Source organism: Pseudomonas sp. UBA6562, assembly GCF_002434265.1.
GTDB lineage: Bacteria > Pseudomonadota > Gammaproteobacteria > Pseudomonadales > Pseudomonadaceae > Aquipseudomonas.
The window spans coordinates 77288-101948 of the sequence record NZ_DJJS01000010.1; the positions used below are offsets into that span (position 1 = coordinate 77288).

General features: G+C 65.8%; 15 protein-coding genes. 10 read left to right on the top strand and 5 right to left on the bottom strand.

What is annotated here, in order from left to right:
* Positions 1-33 precede the first annotated feature (33 nt).
* The 10 genes from B4M43_RS20315 to B4M43_RS20360 all read left to right on the top strand — a co-directional run bounded on the left by B4M43_RS20315 (position 34) and on the right by B4M43_RS20360 (position 16478).
* On the top strand, positions 34-2478 hold the full coding sequence (locus tag B4M43_RS20315) for a TonB-dependent siderophore receptor (RefSeq protein WP_296269254.1): 2445 nt from the start codon (positions 34-36) through the stop codon (positions 2476-2478).
* A gap of 177 nt (positions 2479-2655) precedes the next feature.
* Positions 2656-3201, top strand: coding sequence for a fimbrial protein (locus tag B4M43_RS20320; RefSeq protein ID WP_296269255.1), 546 nt, complete (start codon positions 2656-2658; stop codon positions 3199-3201).
* Between the two features lie 85 nt (positions 3202-3286).
* Positions 3287-4042: a fimbrial biogenesis chaperone gene (locus B4M43_RS20325; protein WP_296269256.1), complete on the top strand. Its 756-nt coding sequence runs from the start codon at positions 3287-3289 to the stop codon at positions 4040-4042.
* Positions 4026-6617 carry a fimbria/pilus outer membrane usher protein gene (locus B4M43_RS20330; protein WP_296269257.1) on the top strand — a complete coding sequence of 864 codons (2592 nt, stop codon included), beginning with the start codon at positions 4026-4028 and terminating at the stop codon, positions 6615-6617. Before B4M43_RS20325 ends, B4M43_RS20330 begins: the two co-directional genes overlap by 17 nt.
* On the top strand, positions 6614-7966 hold the full coding sequence (locus B4M43_RS20335) for a fimbrial protein (RefSeq protein ID WP_296269258.1): 1353 nt from the start codon (positions 6614-6616) through the stop codon (positions 7964-7966). The genes B4M43_RS20330 and B4M43_RS20335 overlap by 4 nt, the downstream gene beginning before the upstream one ends.
* Before the next feature lie 31 nt (positions 7967-7997).
* A complete protein-coding gene (locus B4M43_RS20340) occupies positions 7998-8675 on the top strand; it encodes a fimbrial biogenesis chaperone (protein ID WP_296269386.1) in 678 nt (225 codons plus the stop codon).
* An 82-nt stretch (positions 8676-8757) separates the two neighbouring features.
* Positions 8758-11592, top strand: coding sequence for an ATP-binding protein (locus B4M43_RS20345; protein ID WP_296269259.1), 2835 nt, complete (start codon positions 8758-8760; stop codon positions 11590-11592).
* The gene (locus tag B4M43_RS20350) at positions 11589-12788 is read left to right on the top strand and encodes an EAL domain-containing response regulator (protein ID WP_296269260.1); all 1200 of its coding nucleotides are present in this window, start codon (positions 11589-11591) and stop codon (positions 12786-12788) included. Before B4M43_RS20345 ends, B4M43_RS20350 begins: the two co-directional genes overlap by 4 nt.
* A 109-nt stretch (positions 12789-12897) precedes the next feature.
* A complete protein-coding gene (locus B4M43_RS20355) occupies positions 12898-15816 on the top strand; it encodes a response regulator (protein ID WP_296269261.1) in 2919 nt (972 codons plus the stop codon).
* Positions 15817-15830: 14 nt separating this feature from the next.
* Positions 15831-16478, top strand: coding sequence for a response regulator (locus B4M43_RS20360; RefSeq protein WP_296269387.1), 648 nt, complete (start codon positions 15831-15833; stop codon positions 16476-16478).
* A gap of 119 nt (positions 16479-16597) precedes the next feature.
* Here the strand turns inward: B4M43_RS20360 and B4M43_RS20365 are convergent, their stop codons facing one another.
* The 5 genes from B4M43_RS20365 to B4M43_RS20385 form a co-directional block, all read right to left on the bottom strand.
* A complete protein-coding gene (locus tag B4M43_RS20365; RefSeq protein ID WP_296269262.1) occupies positions 16598-17431 on the bottom strand; it encodes a hypothetical protein in 834 nt (277 codons plus the stop codon).
* A 55-nt stretch (positions 17432-17486) separates the two neighbouring features.
* Entirely contained in the window at positions 17487-19328 is a 1842-nt protein-coding gene (locus B4M43_RS20370) for a hypothetical protein (RefSeq protein ID WP_296269263.1), read from the bottom strand.
* A gap of 12 nt (positions 19329-19340) precedes the next feature.
* Positions 19341-20909, bottom strand: a complete 1569-nt coding sequence (locus B4M43_RS20375; RefSeq protein WP_296269264.1) for an OmpA family protein — start codon at positions 20907-20909, stop codon at positions 19341-19343.
* Between the two features lie 610 nt (positions 20910-21519).
* Positions 21520-23244 (bottom strand): ubiquinone-dependent pyruvate dehydrogenase, encoded by a 1725-nt coding sequence (poxB, locus tag B4M43_RS20380; RefSeq protein WP_296269265.1) that lies wholly within the window; start codon positions 23242-23244, stop codon positions 21520-21522.
* Positions 23245-23559: 315 nt separating this feature from the next.
* Positions 23560-24183: a glutathione S-transferase family protein gene (locus B4M43_RS20385; protein ID WP_296269388.1), complete on the bottom strand. Its 624-nt coding sequence runs from the start codon at positions 24181-24183 to the stop codon at positions 23560-23562.
* Positions 24184-24661 lie beyond the last annotated feature (478 nt).

Sequence of the window (24661 nt, forward strand, 5' to 3'; positions counted from 1 at the left end):
TCCCTTAGCACTCATTGTCTTCTGGGGATCACCATGCAGCCGCACCGCTCTTTCACTCTTTGTTTGGCGCTGTTCGCGCCCTCGACACTTTTTGCCCTGGCGCCCTTGGCGCTCGCGTCGGGCACGGCGCAGGCCGCGCAGGCGGGCAGCGAACGGGGCTTCGACATCGCGGCAGGGTCTTTGAGCGGCGCACTCAACCAGTTCAGCCGTCAGGCCGGCATCTACCTGGTGGGCAGCGATGCGCTGGCGCGGGGCAAGGTCAGCGATGGGCTGCGCGGGCGCTACAGCGTCGACCAGGGGCTGCAAGCGCTGCTGCAGGGCTCGGGGCTGCAAGCAGTGGCGCAAGGCGCGTCCGGCTACGTGCTGCAACCGGTGCCGGTGGCAAGCGGCAGCGCCCTCGAACTGCAGCCGACGTCCGTCACCGGCGCCCAGGTGTCGAGTGCCAACGGGCAAGGGGACGTCGGCTATCGCGCTGTCCAGTCGGCCACCGCGAGCAAGACCAGCACCTCACTGGCCGACACCCCGCGCTCGGTGTCGGTGGTGACGCGCCAACGCATGGACGACCAGAAATCCCAGACCCTGACCGAAGTGCTGGGCTACGTGCCCGGCATCTTCGCGCCGCCGTTCGCTGCTGGTGACGGCCAGGCGGGCGATCTGTTCTTCATCCGTGGCTTCAATGCGACCGACTACGGCTACGGCCTGCTGCGCGACGGCCTGCGCGTGCAGGGCAATCGCTACGACACCACCAGCGAACCCTACGGCCTGGAGCGCGTGGAAGTGTTCAGGGGCCCGACGTCCATCCTGTATGGCGAAAACGCCCCCGGTGGCGTGGTCAATCTGGTCAGCAAGAAGCCGACCCAGGACGCCCGTGGCCAGGTGCAACTGAGCTACGGCAGTCATGAGCGCCGCCAGCTCGGTGTGGATGTATCCGGCCCGCTCGACGACAGCGGCAACGTGCTGGGGCGGATGGTCATGCTCGGCCGCAAGTCGGGCACCCAAGTGGACCATCAACCGGACGACCGTCTGTATCTCGCGCCGTCGCTGACGCTCAACCTCGACGAGGCCAACACCTTGACCGTGCTGGGCACCTACCAGCGCGACCGCACGCTCATGGAGCTGGGCTATCCTGCCGCGGGCACCTTGCTGCACAACCCCAACGGCAAGATCGACAAGGATGCGTTGCTGGGCAACCCCGACTGGGACGATTTCGAGCGCGAAACCTGGACCCTGGGTTACGAGTTCGCCCACGCTTTCAACGACGCCTGGCAGTTCCGCCAGAATTCGCGCTACATGCAGTCGCGCATCGACCGCCAGGAGATCTGGCCCGGCAACCTGGACAACGGCGGCTTCGGCACGTTGGTGAGCAACACGGCGTACGACCGCGACAACAAATCCATCGCCTATTCCCTGGACAACCAGCTCGAAGGCAAGGTCCAGCTGGGCGCGGTGGACAATACCGTGCTGCTGGGCATGAGCCTGGACCGTACCTCGTTCAGCCAGAACTGGAACGCAGGCTCCGGTGGCCGGGTGAATGTCTTCGACCCGGTCTACACCGGCCCGCCGCAAACCCCGACGGCGATTCAGAACGCGCTGCTCGAACAGACCCTGTACGGCGCCTACACGCAGTTGCAAAGCCGGGTGGACAACTGGGTGCTGCTGGTGGGCGGGCGCTACGACCGGGTCAACAGTTCGTACCGCAACAAGGCCGGCACCCTCAACGCGCCTGCCGACCTGGATTACTGGGATGGCCAATTCACCTGGCAGGCCGGCCTGATGTACCAGTTCGACAACGGCGTGTCGCCGTACCTGAGCTATTCCACGGCCTACAACCCGACCCAGCAGCTCTCCAGCACCAGCGGCCCGCTCGATCCCACCACCAGCGAGCAGTACGAAGTGGGCGTGAAGTACGAGCCGGTGGGTTGGAACACCGCCATCAGCGCCTCGGTGTACGATTTGCGCAAGAAAGACGACTCGCTGTACGACAGCGCAGTCGGCGACTACCGCAACGTCGGCCGTAGCCGCGCCAAGGGCGTGGAACTGGAAATCAACAGCGACCTGACCGACAGCCTCAGCCTGACGTCGGCCTACACCTACACCGATTCGCGCATCACCAAGGACGCGCCCGGCTCGCTGCTCGAAGATCGGCAGATGACCGGCGTGCCGCGCAACCAACTGTCGCTGTGGGCCAACTACCGCTTCCTCGACGAGGGGCTCAAGGGCCTGCGCATCGGCGCCGGCGTCCGCCACTTCGACAGCACCTTCGCCTACACCAGCCCGGCGTTGTACGGCACGCTCGACAGCGGCGACGTCACCTTGGTCGATGCCGCAGTAGGGTATGCGATCGACGCGCAATGGTCGGCCGAACTCAATGCGCGCAACCTGCTGGACAAGGAATACACGACCGGTTGCAACAACGCCGGACGTTGCTATTGGGGCGAGGAACGCACGTTGCTGGCGACCTTGACCTACAACTGGTGAAGCGCGCCGTTCGCGGCGACGGCCCCTGCGGCGACGGTGAACGATCGCTCGTCGCCGCAGGGGCAGGGGCCTGTTTCCACCCGCTAGTGGCCCTTTGAGATCTGTCTTAAATACCCCGCCGCCGGTAAATCGCATCCTGTGTGCATCTACTCACCCAGAGCACACCAGGAGCCTGACATGACCCTTCGCGCCACCGCATTCGCCTTCGCGGCCTTCATCGCCGCCTCTGGCCACGCTTGGGCCGCCAACACCATCAACTTCAGCGGTGAAGTCACCGACCAGACCTGCTCGGCGGTCGTGGACGGCAACACCGACCCGACCGTGGTGCTGCAAAGCGTTCCGGTCAGCGCCTTGAACGGCACGGTCGGCAAGACCGCGGGCGAAACCAGCTTCACGCTGCGCTTGACCGGTTGCGTGGCCCCGACCAGCACCAGCGAGCACTTCACCGCCGTCTTCCAGGCCACCAACCCCACCAGCGCCGGCAACCTGACCAACACCGCCAGTGGCGGCGCCAGCGGTGTGGCGCTGCAAATGCTCGCGGCCCCCGGCGGCACCAAGCTGGACCTGGCGGGCAACGCCGCCGTGGAAGCCGGCGACATCGTCCTGGCCAGCGGCCAGAGCAGCGCCAGCCACGACTACGCGGTGCAGTACGTGGCCGAAGCCGCCACCGTCACGCCCGGCCCGGTACTGGGCTCGGTCACTTACACCCTGCGCTACGAGTGACCGCCCGGCACCGCGCACGGTGCCGGCTCCCTTCGAACCCGACCGCTGCGCCGCCCGGCGCGGCGGCCCCACCTGGCGACGACCGATGAACACGCTCTCCCTGCATCCACTGCGCGCTGCGGCGGCCACGCTGGCCTTGCTGTTGAGCGTGGCCGGCCTGCCTGCGGCCCACGCCAGCGTCGTGGTCACGGGCACCCGGGTGATCTACCCCGGCGACGCCCGCGAGAAGACCCTGCAACTGACCAACGAAGACACCTTCCCGAACGTCGTGCAAGCCTGGGTCGACATCGACGACCCGGCGTCCAGCCCCGACACCGCCGATGCGCCGTTCATGGTCAACCCGCCCGTGTCGCGCATGGCGCCCGGCAGCGGGCAGAGCTTGCGTCTGGTCTACACCGGGAGCGGTCTGGCGCAGGACCGCGAGTCGCTGTTCCATCTGAACGTGTTGCAGATTCCGCCGCGCAACATGGCCAACGCCGACCGCAACCAGATGCTGCTGATGCTGCGCAACCGGCTCAAGCTGTTCTATCGCCCGACCGGCATCGCCGGCAGCGTCGATGCGCTGCCCGAGCAGCTGCACTTCCAGTTGCGCCAGGAAGGCGGGCGCTGGTACGTCGAAGTCAGGAACGACAGCGGCTTCCATGCCTCCTTCGGCAGCGCGGCAGTGCACCTGGGCGAGCGTACGCTGGTGCTCGACGCCAAGATGGTGCCGCCGATGAGCAGCGTACGTTGGGCACCTTCACCCCTGGTGGCACTGCCGGCCGGCACGCCGCACCTGCACGCGCAGCTGATCAACGACTTCGGCGCGCGTATCGATATCCGCCATGATCTGCCGCGTTGAGTGCCGCCCCTCCTGGCCACGGCCTCTGCTGCTGGGCGGTGTCGCGCTGTTGCACACGGCGCTGGCCGGTGCGCAGCCTGCGTACCAGTTCGACGACGATCTGTTGATGGGGTCGAGCCTGGCCGGTGGGCAACTGACGCGCTTCAACCGCGCCGATCGAGTCGATCCGGGGCGCTACCACATCGACCTGTACGTCAACGGACGCTCCGCGCACCGCGGCGAGGTCGAGTTCCGCGAGCAGCGCGGCACCGTGCAGCCCTGCCTGAGCGAGCGTTTGCTCAGCCACACCTTAGGCGCGAAAGCCAAGGCCGGCGCCGAGCCCGACGGTTGTGTCGACCTGGCCGCGCGGCTGCCGGGTGCGACCTACACCTTCGACAGCGCCCGCCTGCGCCTGGACCTGTCGATTCCCCAAGCCTTGCTCGACCTCAAGCCGCAGGGCTATGTCGACCCACAGGAGTGGGATGCCGGCAGCAGCATGGCGTTCGTCAACTACGACGCCAACCTCTACCGCTCGCGTTACCAGACCGCAGGCAGCGGCCAGTCCGACTACGGCTACCTGGGGCTCAACGGTGGCTTCAACCTGGGTCTTTGGCGGTTGCGCCACCAGTCCAACTACACCTATTCGCGCTACGACGGCACGGCCACCCAGACCTGGAACCCTGTGCGCACCTATGCCCAGCGCGCCGTCCCAGGCCTGCGCAGCGAGCTGACGCTGGGCGACAGCTTCACCGAAGGCAACCTGTTCGGCAGCGCCGCCTACCGCGGGCTGCGCCTGGCGAGCGACGACCGCATGCTGCCCGATTCGCAGCGTCAGTACGCGCCACAGGTGCGCGGTACGGCCAGGGGCAACGCGCGTGTGGTGATCAGCCAGAACGGCCAGAAAATCCACGAAACCACGGTGGCGCCCGGTCCTTTTCTGATCGACGACCTCTACGGCACGGCCTACGACGGCGATCTGGACGTGCAGGTGATCGAGGCCGACGGCAGCGTATCGCGCTTCACCGTACCCTTCGCCGCCGTGCCCGAATCGATCCGCCCCGGCCTGTCGCGCTATTCGGCCACCTTCGGCCAGGTACGGCAGAACGAGCGCAACCAGGGCGCCTTCGCCGAGCTGACCTACCAGCGCGGCTTGAGCAATGCGCTTTCGACCAACCTCGGCGCCCGCGTCGCGCAAGACTATCTGGCGGTGCTGGGCGGTGGCGTGTGGGCCACTAGTCAGGGCGCCTTCGGTCTGAACAGCACCTTCTCCAGCGCCACGGTCGAGAACGACCAGCGCAAGCAGGGCTGGCGCGTGGGCCTGAACTACAGCCGCACCTTCCAACCCACCCAGACCACCCTGACCCTGGCCGGCTATCGCTATTCCACCGAAGGCTACCGCGACCTGACCGACGCGCTCGGCGCGCGCCGCGCCGACGAGCAGGGCCAGGATTGGGACTCCAACAGCTTCAAGCAGCGCAACCAGCTGACCTTGCTGGTCAACCAGAGCCTGGGCGACTACGGCAACCTGTACTTGTCCGGTTCGTCCAGCGACTACTACGATGGCAAAAGCCGCGACACGCAGTTGCAGTTCGGCTATTCCAGCACCTGGCGGCAACTGAGCTACAGCCTGGCCTACTCGCGCCAGCAGACCACCTGGTACCGCGACGCCGAGCGCCATTTCGACCCGGCACTGCCGCCCGACCTGAGCGAGCAGCACGGCAGCACCCGCAACAATGCGCTGACCCTCACGCTGTCGATGCCACTCGGCGCGTCCAGCCAGGCGCCGAACCTCACCTCGATGGTCGCCAGCCGCTCTGGCGACAGCCGCGGCAGCAGTTATCAAACGGGCCTGAACGGCACCCTCGGGCAAGACCGCAGCACCAGCTACGCCATTGCCGCCAGCCGCGACAGCGACGCACAGGGCAGCAACTGGAACGGCAACCTGCAGCGGCAAACCGCCCTGGCCACCCTCAACGCGGGCTACTCGCAAAGCGACAGCTACCGCCAGCTCAACGGCGGCCTGCGCGGCGCGGCGGTGGTGCATGGCGGCGGAATCACCCTGGGGCCTTACGTCGGCGATACCTTCGCCCTGGTCGAAGCCAAAGGGGCCAGTGGCGCGGCGATCCGCGGCGGGCAGGGTGCCCGCGTGGACCGCAACGGCTACGCCGTCGTCCCATCGCTTTCCGCGTACCGCTACAACCCCATCGGGCTGGACCCGAAGGGGATCGACGAGGACGCCGAGCTGCTGGAGACCGAGCGCAAGGTCGCGCCCTATGCCGGCGCCGCCGTGCGCGTACGCTTCAAGACCCTCACCGGCCACCCGTTGCTGATCCAGGCGCGGTTGGGCGACGGCTCGCCCTTGCCCCTGGGCGCCGAGGTGTTCGACGACCAGGGTGTGAACGTCGGCATGGTCGGGCAGGGCAGCCAGGTGTATGCCCGCGCCCAAGGCGACCAGGGCCAACTGGACGTGCGCTGGGGCGAGCGCCGCGAAGACGGTTGCCGCCTGGCCTACGACCTCACCGCACAGGCCTCCTCTGCGCAACAGGCGCTGCGGCGCCTGCGCGCCATCTGCACACCTTTGGGGAATGAACCATGAGACGCACGCTGCGGCTGTTGCCGCTGATCCTCCTGCCGTTCGGCCACGAGGCGTGGGCCACCTGCTACCGCGTCACCACGGTCGGTTCGGCAACCACCACAGATCTGGCCGCCATCCGTCCGGGTGAGGGCACGGCGACGGCCTGGCCTGGCGCCTGCACGGGTGCCTGCAACGGATCGATGGGTCTGCCCAGCGTGGTCAATGTCAGCGATCCCAGTTTCTTGCCCTATCCATCTTTGATTGCCAGTGCGGTCACCCCCTTCACTCAATACGGTACGGCCGGCGGCTATGACCCCGAACAAGTGCTGTTTCGCTGCGCGGCCAACGATCCGGTGTACGAGATGTATTCGCTCAACGGCGACGACCTCTATAGCGGCTGGTTCCAGGGCGGCGATAGCGTCGGCACCAGCGTTGGCCTGCAAGCGGCTTACCGCACGGCCTGGCCGAACGTGCTCCTGCGGCTGACCCACATGGAAACCGGGCAATACTTCACCGACGTATGGCGCGAGCGGTTGCTGACCGGTCTGGACATCGACTCGCGCGGTTATCAACTGGTCAAGGCGAAGAACCTCAGCGCCGTGCGCGCCGAGCTGTTCAGCGCGCCGGTCGACCCCACTTACAACTACTACAGCACAGCCACGCCCTCGCAGATCTACGGCTATCCCGAGCCGGCCGGTTACATCGCCATCAAGGGCCCGGGCCTGAGCTACCCCACCGTGGGCCAGACCCACTACGGCAACTGGGCGGGCTGGTACGCCAACTGGCCCGGTTCGCTGGCGCTGTTCAACAAGGTCACGCTCAAGCGGTTCCCCACCTGCGCGGTGACCACCGTCACGCCGTACGTGGTGTTTCCGAGCATGTCGTTGAACGAGGCGAACGCCGGTGGCAGCCGCGAGCTGCCGTTCCAGGTGTCGTTCAAATGCCAGAGCGGTGTCACCAATGGCACGGCGGTCAACGGCACGGGACTGGGGATCAAGGTGTCCACCGGCGCCTTGGCCGCTTCTTCGGCATTGGGGTTGCTGAACGCACAAGGCGGGCTGTCCTACCTGGTTTCCGACCGCTATGGGCAGCCCGGCATGGCCGAAGGGGTCGGCATCCGTCTGCTGCGCGACGGCAGCCCGATGACCCTGTTGGCCAACGAGGACTCGGCCAACGGCAGCGCCGCCCAGGCCCGCGGCTGGTACCCGGCCATCGGCGCCAGCGCCAATCAGACGGCCAACGTGAGCGGCATCGCGTACTACACCGAAACCTTCCGCGCGCGCCTGGAAAAGCTCAAGGTCGGCACCCAGCCTGCCGTCACGCCGGGCCGCATCGAAGCGACCGCGCAGGTGGTCATCCGTGTTCAATAAGCGCCTGGGTGGTGCGCTCGCGGCGCTGCTGATGCTGGCGAGCGCCGACGCCTGGGCAGGCGTCACGGCCGAACGCACCCGGCTTGTCCTCACCGAAGGGCAGCGCGAAGCGTCCCTGGCGCTGGTCAACCAGAACGCCTACCCGGTGATCGTGCAGACCTGGATCGACGACGGCGCGCTGGACGCCGAGCCCGATACCGCCGAGGCGCCCTTCATGCCCTTGCCCGCAGTGTTCCGTCTGGAAGCCGGGCAGCAACGCAGCGTGCGGGTGTTGGCCACCGGCCAAGCCCTGCCCGACGACCACGAGTCCCTGTTCTGGCTGAACCTCTACGAGATTCCGCCGCAGGACAAAGCCGAGCTGGCCGAGGGCCAAGCGCGCCTGACGGTGACCCTGCGCACGCAAATGAAGGTCATCTACCGCCCCAAAGCGCTCGAAGCCGATGCCGAGCGAGCGCCCGAACGCTTGCGCTTCACCTGGGCCGGCGACCGTGTGCAGGTGGACAACCCGACGCCGTACTGCATCACCCTGGCCGGCGTCAGCGTGCGCCACGGCACGGCGCTCACGCCGCTGCCGGGCGAGACCCTGGCGCCTTTTTCCCAGCACCGGTTCGCGGTGCAGGCGCCGCGCTTGGCGCGTGGCGACCAGGTGGCGTATCAATGGCTCGACGATGGCGGCAATACCCAAGCGGCTACCTCGAGGTTACGTTGAGCGCCACTGGCCGCGCTCGCGGGCAGGCACTTTTAAGATCCGTCTTATTCAGCCGCCGCCTCGGCCTCCCTAGGCTGCGTCGATGAACGTCGCCCGCCTGCTGCCCGCCGCCCATCGCAACCTCTCGACGCCGCTGACCGCGCGCACGTTGTTGCGGCTGTTCGCCTTCACCTTGGTGGCCGGCGTGTGCATCGGTGCCTACAGCTACCTGCGCCTGACCCTCAACCAGGAGATTTCGCTGCATCGGCGCTACATGAACGAAGCGGTGTTCGACGCGCAGAGCTTTTTCGTCAGCCGCCAGACCCTGCTCAAGAGCCTGGGCCTATCGACCGTGCGCCAACCGGACCCGGTCCAGGCCAAGACCAATAATGTGCCGGAGGAAGAGGTACACCTGCGGCTGGGCAATGGCCGGGAAATCTGGAGCCTGTGGCTGACACGGCGGCTGCTCGACTACCTGAGCGCCAGCCAGGTCAACCTGCTCTACATTCCCCACGCCCGCGACGGGCAGGTGCAGCGTCTGTTCACCTCGGTTTCGGCGGGCGTAGCGGTGTCCGCTACGGGGGCGATCGCGCAAGGGGTGCTGCAGCGGGTCCGCCAGGCCGACGACGACCCTGCCCAAGAGGAACTGTGGCTGACCGATCCGGGCCGGCTGGATTCGCCGTTGTACGTCTTCATCCGCATGGACGAGCGCGACCTGACGTCCGGCTGGCTGGGCCTGGAGGTGGAAGGGCCCGACTTGATCAAGGCCCTGCAACACAAACAGGCCGGCGACTTCAAGCTGCTCGACGGCAACGGCCAGCTCATCGTCAGCAACGCCTTGCAGCGCCACCCGTCCGCCTTGTTGTCGAACGACCTGCACGAGACCCACAGCTTCGGCTGGGAAGGGGGGCACTGGCTGCCCGAGCGCCTGACCATCCGCAAGCAGCTGGACTATTCGGGTTGGCAGATCGTCTACAGCCTGCAACTGCGCTCCTTGCTGCCGGCGCTGGCCATGCCGTTCGCCATCGCCGTGTTCGGTTGTCTGCTGACGACGCTGTTGATGGCCTGGTGGGTGCGGCGCATCGAGCAGCGGCTCATCGCGCCGGCTGCCGCGCGCATCGAAGCGCTGGTCGACAGCGAAGCGTTCTGCAGCGCCGTGATCCGCGTCGCGCCCGTGGCCCTGTGCGTGCTGCGCCGCAGCGACGGCGCCGTGGTCCTGGAGAATCCGCTGTCCGCGCAGTGGCTGGGGCAGGGCGACGAACGCACGCGCCTGTGCCATGCCTGGGTGGACCGTGCCTTCGTGCTGGGCACCAGCAAGGGCACCACCGAGGAACAGCAAATGGCCGATGGCCGCCACCTGTACCTCAGTTACGCCGCCACCCGTTACCACGGTGAAGAGGTGCTCATCTGCGCCTTCAGCGACATCACCGAGCGCAAGTCCACTGAGTTGGCCTTGCAGCAGGCGCGCACGCTGGCCGATGCCGCCAACGAAGCCAAGACCCTGTTTCTTGCGACCATGAGCCATGAGATCCGCACGCCGCTGTACGGCGTGCTCGGCACCCTCGAATTGCTGGGCCGCACACCGCTCGATGACCGCCAGCGCGGCTACCTCGATGCCATCGAAGGCTCCTCGGCCACGCTGTTGCAGTTGATTTGCGACGTGCTCGAGGTGTCGAAGATCGAGGCCGGGCAACTGGCCCTGGAACTGAGCGCGTTCTCGCCCCTGGAGCTGACCGAGGACGTCATCCACAGCTATGCCGGCGCGGCGCACACCAAAGGCCTGCAATTGTTCGGTTTCCTGGGAACCGAGGTGCCGGTGCAGGTGATGGGCGATGCCACGCGCACGCGCCAAGTGTTGGGAAACCTGCTGAGCAATGCCGTCAAGTTCACCGCCAGCGGGCGCATCGTGGTGCGCCTGGAGGTGGTCGCCCACGACCAACGGCAGGTGCTGCGCTGGCAGGTGCTGGACACCGGCGAAGGCATTCCCGCCGCCGATCAGGCGCATCTGTTCGAGCCGTTCTTCCAGAGCGGCGGGCGCACCAACGTGGTGGCCGGCACGGGGTTGGGCCTGTCGATCTGCAAGCGCCTGGTGGACCTGATGGATGGCTCGCTACGGGTCTTCAGCGAGCCGGGGCTGGGCAGCAGCTTCGCCTTCAGCCTGCCGCTGGAAGCCGTCGCCGAACACACGCAGCACGCCTGGGTCGAGCCGTTGCACGACGAGTGGGTCTACGTCCATTGCGCTGCCGCCCAGGTGGCCGAACACGCCGCCGCTTGGCTGCGCCGCTGGGGCGCCCGCGCGCAGGTGGGCGTGCCCGACATGGCGCAGGTGCCCAGCGACGCCGTGCTGGTGGAACTGGGCATCGGCCCGTCCGCGCAGACCCTGTGGCCGCGATGGCCGGGCAAGTGCGTGCTGGTCTGCGCGGACAGCCATGGCCTCGTCAAGGTGTCGGAGCGGCGCTGGCACGTCGGGCTCAACAGCTTGCGTGCGCTGAACCAGGCGGTGGCCCAGGCGCAAGGCACGCCCCCTGTGCTCAGCGCCGGCGCGTCCGCCGCGCCGCGCGAGACGCGCCTGGACTTGCGCCTGCTGGTCGCCGAAGACAACGTGATCAACCAGTTGATCCTGCGCGACCAGCTCGAAGAGCTCGGCTGCCATGTGGTGCTCGCCCGCGACGGCGTCGAGGCGCTGGCGCGCTGGCAGGAGGCGCCGTTCGACGTGGTCCTCACCGACGTCAACATGCCGCGCATGAACGGCTACGAACTGACCGAGCGCCTGCGCCAACTCGGGTGCCGGGCGCCCATCGTCGGCGCCACCGCCAATGCCATGCTCGACGAAGCCGAGCGCTGCCTGGGCGCCGGCATGGATCAGTTCCTGGTCAAACCCTTCACCCTGCACGCGCTGTACCAGTGCCTGCAGCCCTACCAACGGAGCGCGACGTGACGGTCTATCGGGTTCTCATCGTTGAGGACCATCCCTTCCAATCCCGCTTGCTGGCGGCCTTGTTCGAGAGCATGGGTGGCTTCGTCGTCGACGTCGCCTGGGATGGCGCTTCGGCCCTGCAACGCCTGGCGGCCGCGCCCGTCGACCTGCTGCTCACGGACCTGATGATGCCGCACATGGACGGCATACAGCTGATCCAGGCCCTGGCGCGCGTACCTTGCCCGCCCGCGCTGGCGCTGATGAGCGCGGCTTCCCGGCGCATGCTGACCGGCGCCGGGCAGGTGGCCAAGAACCTGGGTTTGAACGTGGTGGGGCTGCTGCCCAAGCCCCTCGGCGAGCGCAACCTCGTCGAGCTGCGCGAAAGCCTCGACGAGCGCGCCGAGCAGGCCCGGGCGTTCCGCACGCGGCCTACCGGTTGCCGGGCTGCCAGCACACTCGCCAGGGCGTTGGGCAACGGCGAGATTCAAGCCTGGTTCCAACCGAAAAAGGCCCTGCACGATGGCGGCATCGTCGGTGCCGAGGCCCTGGTGCGTTGGGTGCACCCAACCGAGGGGCTGCTGATGCCGCGTGACTTTCTCGGCGACATCGAGCGCGCCGAGCTGGAAGTGCAACTGCTCACCCGCATGCTCGCGCAGACCCTCACGGCACAGGCGCAGTGGGCCAGGATCGGCCACCCGCTGCCGGTGTCGATCAACCTGCCCACCCACCTGCTGGACCACGACGGCCTGATCGAGCGCTTGCTCGCCCAGGTGCGCCTGAGCCAAGCCGAGCCCAGGCACATCACCTTCGAGCTGACCGAGACTTCCACCACGCAGCATTCGAGCAACTACTACGCGGGTGCATGCCGCTTGCGCATGATGGGCTTCGGTTTGGCCCAGGACGATTTCGGCAAGGGCTACAGCTCCTACTTCAACCTGGTCTCCACGCCCTTCACGGAGCTGAAGATCGACCGCTCGCTGATACACGGCTGCGCCGACGATACCCAGCAGGCCTCGGCGGTGCTGAGCATCGTGGAGTTGGGGCGCGAGTTGAACATGGTGACGGTGGCCGAAGGGGTGGAAACCTGCGCCGAACTGGACGTGCTGCGGCGCATGCAGTGCGACCACGTACAAGGATTCATCGTCTCGCCGGCCATCACCGCGGATGAAATCGTCACGCTGATCAGCGTGGAGCGTCCGCGATCGGTGTTATTGTAGATCTTTCCGCTAAAACGTTTCAGCTTAGAAGATGCTGCCCAGGTAGGGCGCTCGATGCGAGGATTTCACGCATCCGCTTCGCCATTCCACGATCAGGGCAACCGCATTCATGAAACACGCCAGCCTACGCCTGGATAAATTGGCGAAAAGCTCCCAACGCCTCAACAAAGCCTTGTTGCTGCTCAGTGGCCTGTTGCTGTTGCTGTCGAGCACCTGCTACTGGGCCACCTCGCGTTTGCTCGAGTCCGAGCAGCAGCGTGCGGCGTTCCACTTCGCCCGCATGCTCGAAATCGTCAGCGAGCACGAGACCTTTCTGCGTGCCGTGTCGGGCATGGAAGCGGCCCAAGCGTCTGCGGCCTCGCCGGTCCTGATCGCCGAGTCGCAGCAGGCGGGCCAGCGCACCTTGCTCAAGGCGCGCGCCTCGGAGCTGGCCGTGCCGTTCTCCCTGGCCTACCAGAAAACCCTCAGACCGGACGATCTGCACAGCGCATTGGCCTGGGGCGCACGATTGGCCAATTACTTCGGCGACTTCTGGGCCGGTTCGTCCAACGTCTCGCCCCAGTTGTTCGTGCTGGCGCCCGAGGGCCAGGCCAGTCTGGCCGTTCCTGCGGTCGGCCATCGTCGCCAGCACCTGCAATTGCCCGCACCGCAGTTCGAGCGTGTCGTCAGCCAGCTCCAGCAACTGACCGCCCAACGACCTGGCCTGGTCGACCCCCGCGTGCACTGGGTCCGCGCCCCGGCGCGCCTGTACGAAGGCAACCACACCATCGTGGCGGTGACGCGCCTGGACCCCAGGCGTGTCCTGCCCGGCGCTGCCGCGCGCGGCGACTTGACGCTGGCTGCCGTGGTGGATACCTCGCGCGTGGACGAGTTCGATCGGGTGCTGCAGCTTTCGGTGCACAACCAGTTCACCCTGATTTCGCCGGAGGGCGAAACGGTGATGGGCGAGGCCAGCGATGTGGAACTCGCGCCCGTGGGGCTGAGCTTCGACAAGCACAGCCTGCGCTTCAAGATGGTCTCGGCCGGCGACGAGCGCTGGACCGGTCTGTACGCGATCACCTACCAGGAATTCCTGCGCTACGCGAAATGGCCACTGCTGGGCCTGGGCCTGACGGTCATCGTCGCCGTGCTGGTCGCGTTGTGGATCAACCGCTGGTACCGCACGCGCATCGTCGCCCCGGCGCAACGGGCGCAGGACCGTCTGTTCGAAAGCGAAGCCTTCAACCGCAGTATGTTGCACAACGCGCCCGTGGGGTTGTTCGTGGTACGCCGCAGCGATTTCCAGTTGCTGCTGGAAAACGAGCGTGCGGTCGAGCTCGGCGGGACTGAAACCGTCACCCGCCTGCTGATCGAACACCATGGCGATCAGGCGCCGGGCGAGATGACGCTGCTGCTTCCAGGCCGCTATCTGCAAGTGGTGGTGGTCGCCACCCGCTACGAAGGGCAGGACGTTTTTCTCTGCGGCTGCAACGACATCACCCAGCAGGTGGCCGAGCAACTGCTGCTCAACCAGGCCCACCGCCAGGCGACCGCCGCCAACGAAGCCAAGACCGTGTTCCTCGCCACCATGAGCCACGAGATCCGCACGCCGCTGTATGGCGTGCTTGGCAATCTGGAACTGCTGGCCCTGACCGAGATGAGCGAGCGCCAGCGTCAGTACCTGGACGTCATTCAGAGCTCGTCGACGGTGTTGTTCCAGCTCATCAGCAACGTACTCGACGTGTCCAAGATCGAGTCCGGGCAAATGGCGCTGGAGGTGGCCGCCTTCGACCCCGCGCAACTGGTCGAGGAAGCGGTCTTGGCCTTCACCGCCACCGCGCGCAACAAAGGCCTGGAGATCGAGGCCGAGGTCGACCCGAGCGTGCCGGGGCGGATCGAAGGCGATGCCGTGCGCATCCGGCAGATCCTGCACAACCTGTTGAACAACGCGATCAAGTTCACCGACTCGGGGCGCGTGCGCTTGCGCCTCATGGTGCAGGGCCGTACCGACCACAACGTGGCCCTGCAATGGCAGGTCACCGACACCGGCGTAGGGGTGCCGGAGGCGGCACTGGGCGAGCTGTTCAAACCGTTCTACCAGGTGGCGGCCGGGCAGGGCGGGTGTGGCGCGGGGCTGGGGCTGTCGATATGTTCGCGTTTGAGCGAGCTGATGGGCGGCAGCATGCGTGCCGTCAGCGAACCCGGCTTGGGCAGCAGTTTCTCCCTGCTGGTCAGCGTACCCGTGGTCGATACGCCCAGCCCTGCGGAGGCTGCGCCGCTGGCGTGGTCGGGAGCCGACGAGCCCTGCCTGAACGTGCGCGTGCTGGTGGCCGAAGACAACCCGGTCAGCCAGGCGGTGATGCGCGAGCAGCTCGAAGCGCTCGGCGCTCGGCCCACCGTTGCGCGGGACGGGCAGCATGCCTTGCAGATCTGGCACGCGCAGCCCTTCGATCTGGTGATCACCGACATCAACATGCCGCGCCTGAGCGGTTACGAGCTGGCGCGCGCCTTGCGCGCCCAGGGTGCTAGCGTGCCGATCATCGGCGTGACCGCCAACGCCCTGCGTGAAGAAGGGCAACGTTGCCTGGCGGTGGGCATGAACGCCTGGGTGGTCAAGCCCTTGAGCCTGGGCATGTTGCGCCAGGCCTTGCTGTCGCATTGCAAGCGCAGGAATCCCCTGGCGCCGATCGCGCCGCCTGCGCCCGTGGCGGTCGACGAGTCGGGCCTGGACACCCAGGGCTGGATCGAGCTGTCCCCGCAGATGCGCCAATTGATGGGCGAAACCCTGCTGGCCGATATCGCCCAGCTCGAACAAGGCGTGCAACACGCCGATTCGCTGGCGTTGCAGCAGCGCCTGCACCGGCTGAGCGGCTCGCTCGCGACCGTCAACGCCCAGCCGCTCTTGCGCACCTGCCAGCACCTGGAAAACACCTTGCATGACGCCCCCCTGACCGACGCCCTGGCCAAGGACATCGACGCGCTGTGCACACGCCTGCTCGCTGTCGCCCGACGCCTGTTGGACCCTTCCCCATCGAGCCCCCGCCCATGAACCAAGCCTTGAACATGCGCCAACTGAACGTCGTCCTCGCCGACGACCATCCCATCGTGCTGCTGGGCGTGCGTGAGATCGTCCAGCGCGATCGGCGCTACTGCGTGGTCGGTCAGGCGGTCAGCTCGTCCGAGCTGATCGAGCAATTGCACGCGCACCGGCCCGAGGTGTTGATCACCGACTTCAACATGCCGGGCGATGCGACCTATGGCGACGGCCTGAAGCTGATCGAATACGTCCTGCGCCACTTCCCCGCGACTCAGGTGCTGGTGCTGACGATGATCTCCAACAGCCTCATCCTGTCGCGTCTGCATGAGCTGGGTGTGGCCGGTGTGATCCAGAAGAACCACCTGCACGACGAAATCGAAAAGGCCCTGAGCGCCATCGGTGCGCAACGCCGCTACCAGAGCCCGGCGCCCGAGGCGACCTCGGTGGTCCGCCACCGCGAGCAGGTCGAGGCGCGTTTCGCGCAACTGTCGCCGCGCGAGGTGGAGGTGCTGCGGTTGTTCGTCGGCGGGCTCAGCGTCAGCGACATCGCCCGGCACCTGTCGCGCAGCAACAAGACCGTCAGCGCGCAGAAGGTGTCGGCCATGCGCAAGCTGGAGGTGGAGACGGACCAGGCGTTGTTGACCTATTGCATCGAGACGCGGTTGTTTCAATAGGCCACTGGCGTCGGGGCCGACAAAGACCACCGCGCCATCTGATGCCTGTCAAAGGATGCCGGCAAGCCCCGTTCGCAAGGTCGAACAGGGCGTCGCGCAGCGCCTGCCCCGTCGCTCGTCTACTCGACGGCCGACGTCAGCTCAGGATTGCCAAAGCCTGCGAGCGTAGCGTTCGACTCCTTGAAGTAGGTGCTCCAGAACTGTTCCAGGTTCTGGATCATCTTGCCGCTGCGGTAGCCGTTCTTGGCGGTGGTCGGGATGAAGGCTGCGCCGTGCACGTAGACGCGCGCGCCGCTGAAATCGCCCAGCAGGTGTTGTTTCTCGACCTTGGCGATTTCGACCTTCGGATCGATCTGACGGATGCCGTTGGATTGGTAGAAGCTGGCGAAATCGCTGTACTCCAGCATGTCGGACATCACCAGTACGACATGCTCGTCGACGCCTTCGGCCTTGGCCATGTCCTCGCCCACGGCCTTGAGGCTGAACAGGATTTCACTGCGCGGAATGTCCGAACTCGACTTGCCCATGGTGGCGGCGAAGGCCTTGCCGAAGCCCTTGAACAGCTGCGCGGGTTGGTTCTTCAGGCAGGACTGGAATTTGCGCGCAGCCATCATCGGCACGCTGCCCAGCACCTTTTCGTCGATCGGCCGTTCCAGCTCGCCGGCGTAGCGCAGGCGGGTGTAGTGGCCCTCGAGGTACGCGCTGAAGGCGTACAGACGGATCTTGTCGCCTGGCTGCATGAAGCGCTTGATGTGGCCCCAGGCCGTGCGTTGCAGGTCTTGGGTCAGGGGCGTGGTCTGGTCCACGACCACGGTCAGCATGCGGCCGGACGGCGCCGTGCGGAACTCGTCGATGCGGGCTTGGGCGTAGCAGCTGGGCACGTCGTTGCGTTCGGCTGCCAGCAGCGCAGTAGGCGCGAGCAGCAGCGCCAGCGCCAGGCTCTTGAAGTTCATGGTGCCTCCGGAAATGGGGTAGGCGGCTGCGCGAGGACGCAGCCGCTCGGTCGGGCTAGACGCTTTGCTTGACCATCAGTTGCAGGCGGCGAGCGCGCTTGATGGTGTCGAGGTCGGTGCCTTTGGCAGTTGCCACGAAGGCCAGGTCGTCCTCATGGAACTCGGTCAGGTCACCGAACTGGTGCGGGTCGAAAGCGCCGGCTGCTGGCGCTGTGGGCGCGGCTGCCACAGGTGCTACAGGTGCCACAGGCGGCGCGGGCGGCGCCTGCACGACGGCCACCACTGGCTGGGTTTCGACGGGCACGTTCACTTGCACGGCCACGGTAGGTGCCGGTGCCACCGCCGCCACGGCCGGTGCCAGGAAGGTTTTCGCCACGCTGCGGAACGTATCGCGAAGTTGGAACAGGGCCGGGTCGTCGATCTGGTTCAGGCGTGGCAATGCGACGCGAATGATTTCATCGATCCGCACAGCGTCGTTGTTGGCGATCGCAGCGTTCAGGTCGGCTGTCGACTTCTTGATGTAGTTTTCCAATACCGCCCGGCTGTCCTTACCGAGCTGTTCGGCGATGGCTTTCTGGTCGGCCCAGGCCTTGCCCGCATCCTGCTCTTCGATGAAGCGGTTGAAGGTGCGGCGCACGTTGTCCGTGCGCAGGGCCTCGCGATCGCCGCCTTTGACGCGGAACCGCGCCAGCTGCAGCGCCTGCAGCTTGCCGAGGGCCGATTGGGCGTCGTTGGCGACGCTGCGGGCCTTGGCCTGGTGGTAACGCGTGAACTCGCTGGCGCTGGAGAACTTGTGCACCAACTCCCAGGCCTTGCGCGAGTAGGTGCCGGCGAAACCGTAGGTGTAGGCCAGGAAGGTCGAGGTGAACTGGATGAAAATGAACAGCGCGCTCAATACCGCGAACGTCACCAGGCTGGCGCGGTGCAATGCGTCGATCTGGTCCTGGGCGGATTTGCCGGCAGTGTCGTTGGCGATGGACTGCATCTCGCTCGGCAGCGGGAAGTCGTCCTCGCTGCTGGCCGGGAAATCGTCGGCGCCTTGCGAGACGGCCGGCGGGTTGGCGATCAGTTCGGCTTCCTGTGCGTTGAGGGTCTCGGTCCGCACCCAGAACGCCGCGACGGCCAGAATGACGATGAACAGGGCATAGCCGATCACGATGCCGTAGCGCTTGGCCGGCATGGCGCCGTCCTGCGGCACCTTCACCCGGTTGAGCATGCGCTGGTACTCGGGGCGCTCATCGTCGATGTAGGTATTGTCGATGGTCACGATGTCGCGCGAGATCATGTCGCCATCGGCGCCTGCGTGGCGCAGCTCCTCGTAGCCCATGATCTTGCTGACGATGTTGTTGAGGTAGAGCTGACGGCCGGCGAACTCGGACAGGAACACACCGATGATCGAGATCACCAGGCCGATGCCGAATGCACCCGCCACGGCGGTGTCGGGGGTGGCGAGCGTCAGCGCGAAGGGGGCGAGCGCGTAGCCGAACGCCGTGGCTTCGATCAGCATCAGGACGATGATGATCGCCCACATGGCGAAGCCTTTTTCCTTGCGGTTGTCCTCGCCGATCTTGCCGAGATAGTCCTGGCAGCGCTTGAAATGCGCTTCGGACGGCTGGTGGTCGCGGTAGTAGGTTTCGTATTTCAGGTTCAGTTGGTTTTCCGACTCGTAGAAGCCGACGGCGTCAGGGTTCTTCGGCGTCGGCTGCTCCTTGGAGCCCGGATTCTTCACCCAGTGCGACAGGTAGCCGACCCAGGGGACGTTGATGCGCGCCTTCATCAGGGCGTAGCGCACCTCGTACCAGTGGATGATGATCGGGATGGCCAGGAACGTCAGCAGGACGATGGGCAGGACCACATGCCAGTAGTTGGCGAAAAACGTCTGGATGGTTTCGAGCATGGATACTTCTCCTTAGCCGCGCTTCTGCGGTCGGAACTGCGCCACATAGGCGTCACCCTGTTTCGGGTAGTAGATTTCGCCGGCCACCGCGTTGCCTGCGCGTTTGTCGAACACGATGTCCATGCAGGACACCGGGGCGCTCTTCTGGTCGAGCGCGAACACGCGGTAGAGCACCTGGGTCTCGCCTTCGTAGGTGTTGGCCACCGACTTGTAGGCGGCGGAATCCTGCTTGTTGGCTGTACCGACGTTCGAGGTGAACTGCATGAGCGGGGCACCGGCAGCCGCACCGGTGCCGCGCAGCACCGCAACCGGGCCTACGGCGGCCACGTGGCCGTTGACTTTGCTTGCCCACACGCCGCCGTTGAGGCCCGGCAGGAAGTCGATGGTCGAGTAGTCCTTCAGCGCGGTGCCGGTGGCCAGGTTCTTCACTTCGCCCTGGATCCGCGGCAGGTCACCCACGCACGAGGTGGCAGGCGCGTCGGCATATGCCGGGGTGATCAGGGAAAAGGTCGAGCGCTTGGGCTGAATGCTCGACGCCAGCATCGAGCTGGTCGTGGTGACGGGCGTACCGCCAAAATCGATACCGCCTTTGCCTGCCAGTTGCACCACGGTCTCTGGCGCTGCGGCAGTGGAAGTGGCGGGGGCCTTTTCGCTGACCGCCGGCACGGGCGCCTTGGCGGGCGTGCCCGCTGGCCGTTTCGCCGTGGTGGCGACGCGCGGGGTCTTGGCTGCGGTGTCAGGCTTTGCGGTGGCTTTTTTGGCCTTGGGCTTGGCCGTGCCGTTGGACGCGACGGCGGTGCCGTGGGTCAGGTACTTGGCGCTGGAGCGTTCGTCACGCACGCGTTGCGCCAGGACCTGCTCGTTGTCGACTTCGACGATCTCGACCCGACGGTTCTTCGCCCGGCCGGCATCGGTGGCGTTGTCTGCCACAGGCCGTGCGGAGCCCGCACCCTGGAAGAAGATGTCCTGCTTGGGCACGCCAATCGCGGCCATCATGTCGGCGACGGTTTGGGCGCGTTGCTCGGACAGCCTCTGGTTGATCTCGGCACCGCCCGAAGCGTCGGTATGGCCGACCACCAGGAGCTTCTTGGCAGGCGTTCCGCGCTGGGTGGCGGCGCGATCGCGCGCAAATTCCTGCGCCATCACGCTCAGCTTGCGATAGCCCTCGCTGGTCAGGGTCGCCGAGTTCGACGGGAACATCTCGGCGACTTCGATCTGGGCCTCCACGCCTACGGACTTCTTCCGGCCGGTGGCATCGACCACTTGCACTTCGCGCACTTCGGCGGTCAGGCCCTGTTGCGCTGCCACCGACTTGAGACGATCGACGCGCTGCTTGTATGCATACAGGCTCGCACAGCCCACCGCGCCACCGGCGACGGCACCTGTGGCGATCTGCTTGCCGTTACCTCCCGCAGCCGCGACGATAGCGCCGACGGCGAGCGAACCGATGACCGCACCGGCGCCACAGGCGAACCCGCCGGAGCGCTCGCCCAAGGTGTCGTCGACCGTTGCGCAGCTGCTCAGCCCCATGGCGATGGCCGTGGCGAGCACCGTGCGCTGCATTGTCTTTTTGCTCAACATTCCCTTTCTCTTCCCTATTGCCCAGCCCGGACACATACCCGCGTTGGCGCTGAAATCGTCGTAGCCTCGGCTGTCACGTTCCTGCCTGGAGATCACCGTAGCCACGCCAGGCGCGTCGCGAGCCTCGCACACAGCGACCGTGCGCGGGGTAGTGCGGCGTGCATGCGTATCGAGAGAGAGGAGAGCGAAAGCGGCTCCATGCTCTGTGCTACGTGCCGTCCAGGGCGGGATTATGGCGATTTGCTACCTTACTGTTTCAGTACCCGGATGTGAATGAATTCATCGGATCGTACGGCATCGGTCGTGCTCGTCTTCGTGACGAAAAAGCACCCGCCTGCGATGGTCGCAAGGCCGATCGACTGGCCCGGCGTCAGGCCTCAACCTGCGGCCGAACGAGCCCGGGGATTCTACGCGCAACTTGGGCTCGATGGCTTGGTGTAAAGGGCGCTGGCTAGCAGCTTTTATTCGACTCGGGGCATGGTTTGAGCCCCAGGCGCCGGGTTCTGCCCAGCAAGCACGTCGAACATGCACGGCCGTCCTCGGCGAAGTCGACCGTGCGGGCCAGGAGACGCATCATGCGTGCCCGTCGTGCACCGGGCACGCTAGGTGGTCAGCGCAGCAGATTGGTCTTGGCCAGGTCCAGCACCTCGTCACCGCGCCCGCTCATCACCGCCTTGAGCATGTACAGGCTGAAGCCCTTGGCCTGCTCCAGCTTGATCGTCGGGGGCATGACCAGCTCCTGGGTGGCGGTGACCACGTCCACCAGCACCGGGCCATCGTGCGCCAGGGCACGGCGCAGGGCGTCCTCCAGGTCTTCCGAGCGCTCCACGCGAATGCCCAGGATGCCCATGGCGTTGGACATGGCGGCGAAATCGGGGTTGCGCAACTCGGTGCCGGTGTCGAGGTAGCCCGCCGCCTTCATTTCCATGGCCACGAAGCCCAACGAGGCATTGTTGAACACCACCACTTTCACCGGCAGTCGCAGCTGCGAAAGCGAGATGAAGTCGCCCATCAACATGCTGAAACCGCCGTCGCCGCTCATGGAGATGACCTGACGGTCCGGGAAGGCCGCCTGCGCGCCCATGGCCTGTGGCATGGCATTGGCCATCGAGCCGTGGTTGAACGAACCGACCAGACGACGCTGCCCGTTCATCTTCAGGTAGCGCGCCGCCCAGACGGTGGGCGAACCGACGTCGGCGGTGAAGATCGCATCTTCGCTGGCCAGCTCGCTGAGCAGGCGCGTGACGTATTGCGGATGGATCGGCCGGTCGCCCTTGGACGGCACCGCCAGATCGTCCAGGCCCTGGCGGGCCTTGCCGTAGGCTTTCAGCGCGTCGTCGAGGAAGCGCCGGTCGGTCTTGCGCGTCAGGCGTGGCAGCAGGGCGTCGAGGGTTTCGCCGACATCGGCAGCGATGCCCAGCGACAGCGTGGCGCGGCGGCCCAGCGCTTGCGGATCACGGTCGACCTGCACGATCTTGGCGTCGCTCGGGAAGAACTGTCGGTAGGGGAAGTCGGTGCCCAGCATCACCAGAGTCTCGCAGTCCATCATCGCGTGGTAACCGGAGCTGAAGCCGATCAAGCCCGTCATGCCGACGTCGAAGGGGTTGTCCCACTCCACGTGCTCTTTGCCGCGCAGCGCATGCACCACCGGCGCGCCGAGCGCGTCGGCCAGGGCCACCACTTGATCGTGGGCACCCGCGCAGCCGCTGCCGCACAGCAGGGTCACCTTGTGGCTGTCTTGCAGCAGATCGGTCAGGCGCTGCAGGTCGGTTTCGGCGGGCAGGATGCGCGGTTGCTGCAATGCAGGCCAGGCCGCCGGCTTTTCTTCGACCTCCAGCAGCGACACGTCACCGGGAATCACCACCACCGCCACGCCGCGGTTGAGGATCGCCGAGCGCATGGCGCGGTGCAGCACCTGCGGCATCTGCGCCGGGTTGCTGACCAGCTCGATGAAATGGCTGCATTCCTTGAACAGTTCCTGCGGGTGGGTTTCCTGGAAGTAGTTCAGGCCGATCTCCGTAGAGGGGATCTGTGCGGCGATGGCCAGCACCGGCACCCGGTTGCGGTGGCAATCGAACAGGCCATTGATCAAATGCAGGTTGCCCGGCCCGCAGCTGCCGGCGCACACCGTCAGCTCGCCCGTCACCGCCGCCTCGGCCCCGGCGGCGAAGGCCGCGACTTCCTCGTGGCGCACGTGCATCCACTCGATGCTGTCCATGCTGCGCAGGGCGTCGGTGAGGCCGTTGAGGCTGTCGCCGGTGAGGCCCCAGATGCGTTTGATGCCGGCCTGTTCGAGGGTGGAGGCCAATTGCTGGGCCATGTTGATCTTTGCCATGGGAACTCCTGATGCGAACGTAAGCGGTCGATGGAGTAGTGACAGGTGGGCGATGGGGGGTGTTCGTTTTTGTGCGTGAACGAATCGTCATGTGGGGTGCGAGGCCCATGGGCCCACTGCAAGGCCACAGCCCGGCAATGGATCATTTCGCTTCTATGATCGGATCAAACTACCGCCTATTTGAAATCGCGGGGGGGTTACACGGAATGTGTCTAACGCTTTGCAGTTTCTCAAGACTCGGAAATTCAAGGCGATAGGCGCAGGCCTTGTTCCGGATTGGGCCATGGCTTAGTTGGATGCCGAGACTGATGCCTTTCACGGCGTACCGTTCCGGCCATGCAGGCGGAAGCCGGCGCGCTCGCTCAGGCGTTCGTAATAGGCGCTGACCGCAGGAAAATCCGGGTGGATTAGCGGCGTTTCGAACCAGCGGTTCACCGAAAGGCCAATCGGAATGTCCGCCAGCGAAAACGCGCAGCCACTGACATACGCTCCCGTTTTGCCGAGCTGTCTGTCCAGAGTCGCCATATGCCTGCTCCACTCACGACATCCTTGAGCGAGCGCTTCAGGGTCCTGATGGGCAGCACTTTGTCTGACGAGCGACATGAACGCATAACCCCAGGATTTGTTGAGGTCGCTGGCCTGCCAATCCATCCACTGGTCCACCCGTGCTCTGGGTTGCGCTTGCGTCGGATAAAGATGATCGGCCATGGCTCGGTTCGCCAAGTATCGGATGATCGTGTTGGACTCCCACACCACGAATCCCTCGTCATCGATCACCGGCACCATCGCGTTGGGGTTCAGCGCAGTGAACTCAGGGGTATTGGTGTCCCTGAGGCCAGAGCCCCAGTCCTGTCGCTCGAAGGGAATCTGCAACTCGGCGCATGTCCAGAGCACCTTGCGTACGTTGATCGAGGAGGCCTTACCCAATATTTTTAGCATCTTCATCTTCCTTGAGATGGAAAACGGATACTTCGCATCGGCGCCGTTTCCGTTGGCATGGAGCATCAGACGCCAGCCGTCACTTGGCTCGATAGTCTTCTGAAAAGCGTTGTACCAAATTTCCGAGTGGGCGGCGTAGCACTGGCTGAACCGAGGGCATGACCTTGCAGGATGCATACGTCTTGTGAGGATGAAGCTGCACCAGAACTTTCTAGGGCTGGACCGCGTCGAGGTTTCGGGTCGTGGAGATATGGAACATGCTCGGGACGGGACGACAGACATTAAAAAGCCGGCTTGTGGCCGGCTTCTCGAGGGCAGTCTTGGCTCGTTTTTGACAAGCCGCAACCGCCTTGAACGGTATGACCTCGACGGGCGATGAAAGGAAAGAACAGTCGCCGCACGGGCTCTGTTCCACCCGCTGCACCGCGTCGTGTGCGGCCAGGGGCAAAAAGTGTCGCCAAGGATACAAGCCCACACC

What these genes read in the sequence shown, in the direction of transcription:
- B4M43_RS20330 (WP_296269257.1), top strand. Translation starts at nt 4,026, where the DNA reads ATGATCTGCCGCGTTGAGTGCCGCCCCTCCTGGCCACGGCCTCTGCTG.
- B4M43_RS20375 (WP_296269264.1), bottom strand. Translation starts at nt 20,909, where the DNA reads ATGTTGAGCAAAAAGACAATGCAGCGCACGGTGCTCGCCACGGCCATC.
- B4M43_RS20335 (WP_296269258.1), top strand. Translation starts at nt 6,614, where the DNA reads ATGAGACGCACGCTGCGGCTGTTGCCGCTGATCCTCCTGCCGTTCGGC.
- poxB (WP_296269265.1), bottom strand. Translation starts at nt 23,244, where the DNA reads ATGGCAAAGATCAACATGGCCCAGCAATTGGCCTCCACCCTCGAACAG.
- B4M43_RS20325 (WP_296269256.1), top strand. Translation starts at nt 3,287, where the DNA reads ATGAACACGCTCTCCCTGCATCCACTGCGCGCTGCGGCGGCCACGCTG.
- B4M43_RS20355 (WP_296269261.1), top strand. Translation starts at nt 12,898, where the DNA reads ATGAAACACGCCAGCCTACGCCTGGATAAATTGGCGAAAAGCTCCCAA.
- B4M43_RS20385 (WP_296269388.1), bottom strand. Translation starts at nt 24,183, where the DNA reads ATGCTAAAAATATTGGGTAAGGCCTCCTCGATCAACGTACGCAAGGTG.
- B4M43_RS20370 (WP_296269263.1), bottom strand. Translation starts at nt 19,328, where the DNA reads ATGCTCGAAACCATCCAGACGTTTTTCGCCAACTACTGGCATGTGGTC.
- B4M43_RS20360 (WP_296269387.1), top strand. Translation starts at nt 15,831, where the DNA reads ATGCGCCAACTGAACGTCGTCCTCGCCGACGACCATCCCATCGTGCTG.
- B4M43_RS20345 (WP_296269259.1), top strand. Translation starts at nt 8,758, where the DNA reads ATGAACGTCGCCCGCCTGCTGCCCGCCGCCCATCGCAACCTCTCGACG.
- B4M43_RS20320 (WP_296269255.1), top strand. Translation starts at nt 2,656, where the DNA reads ATGACCCTTCGCGCCACCGCATTCGCCTTCGCGGCCTTCATCGCCGCC.
- B4M43_RS20315 (WP_296269254.1), top strand. Translation starts at nt 34, where the DNA reads ATGCAGCCGCACCGCTCTTTCACTCTTTGTTTGGCGCTGTTCGCGCCC.
- B4M43_RS20340 (WP_296269386.1), top strand. Translation starts at nt 7,998, where the DNA reads ATGCTGGCGAGCGCCGACGCCTGGGCAGGCGTCACGGCCGAACGCACC.
- B4M43_RS20365 (WP_296269262.1), bottom strand. Translation starts at nt 17,431, where the DNA reads ATGAACTTCAAGAGCCTGGCGCTGGCGCTGCTGCTCGCGCCTACTGCG.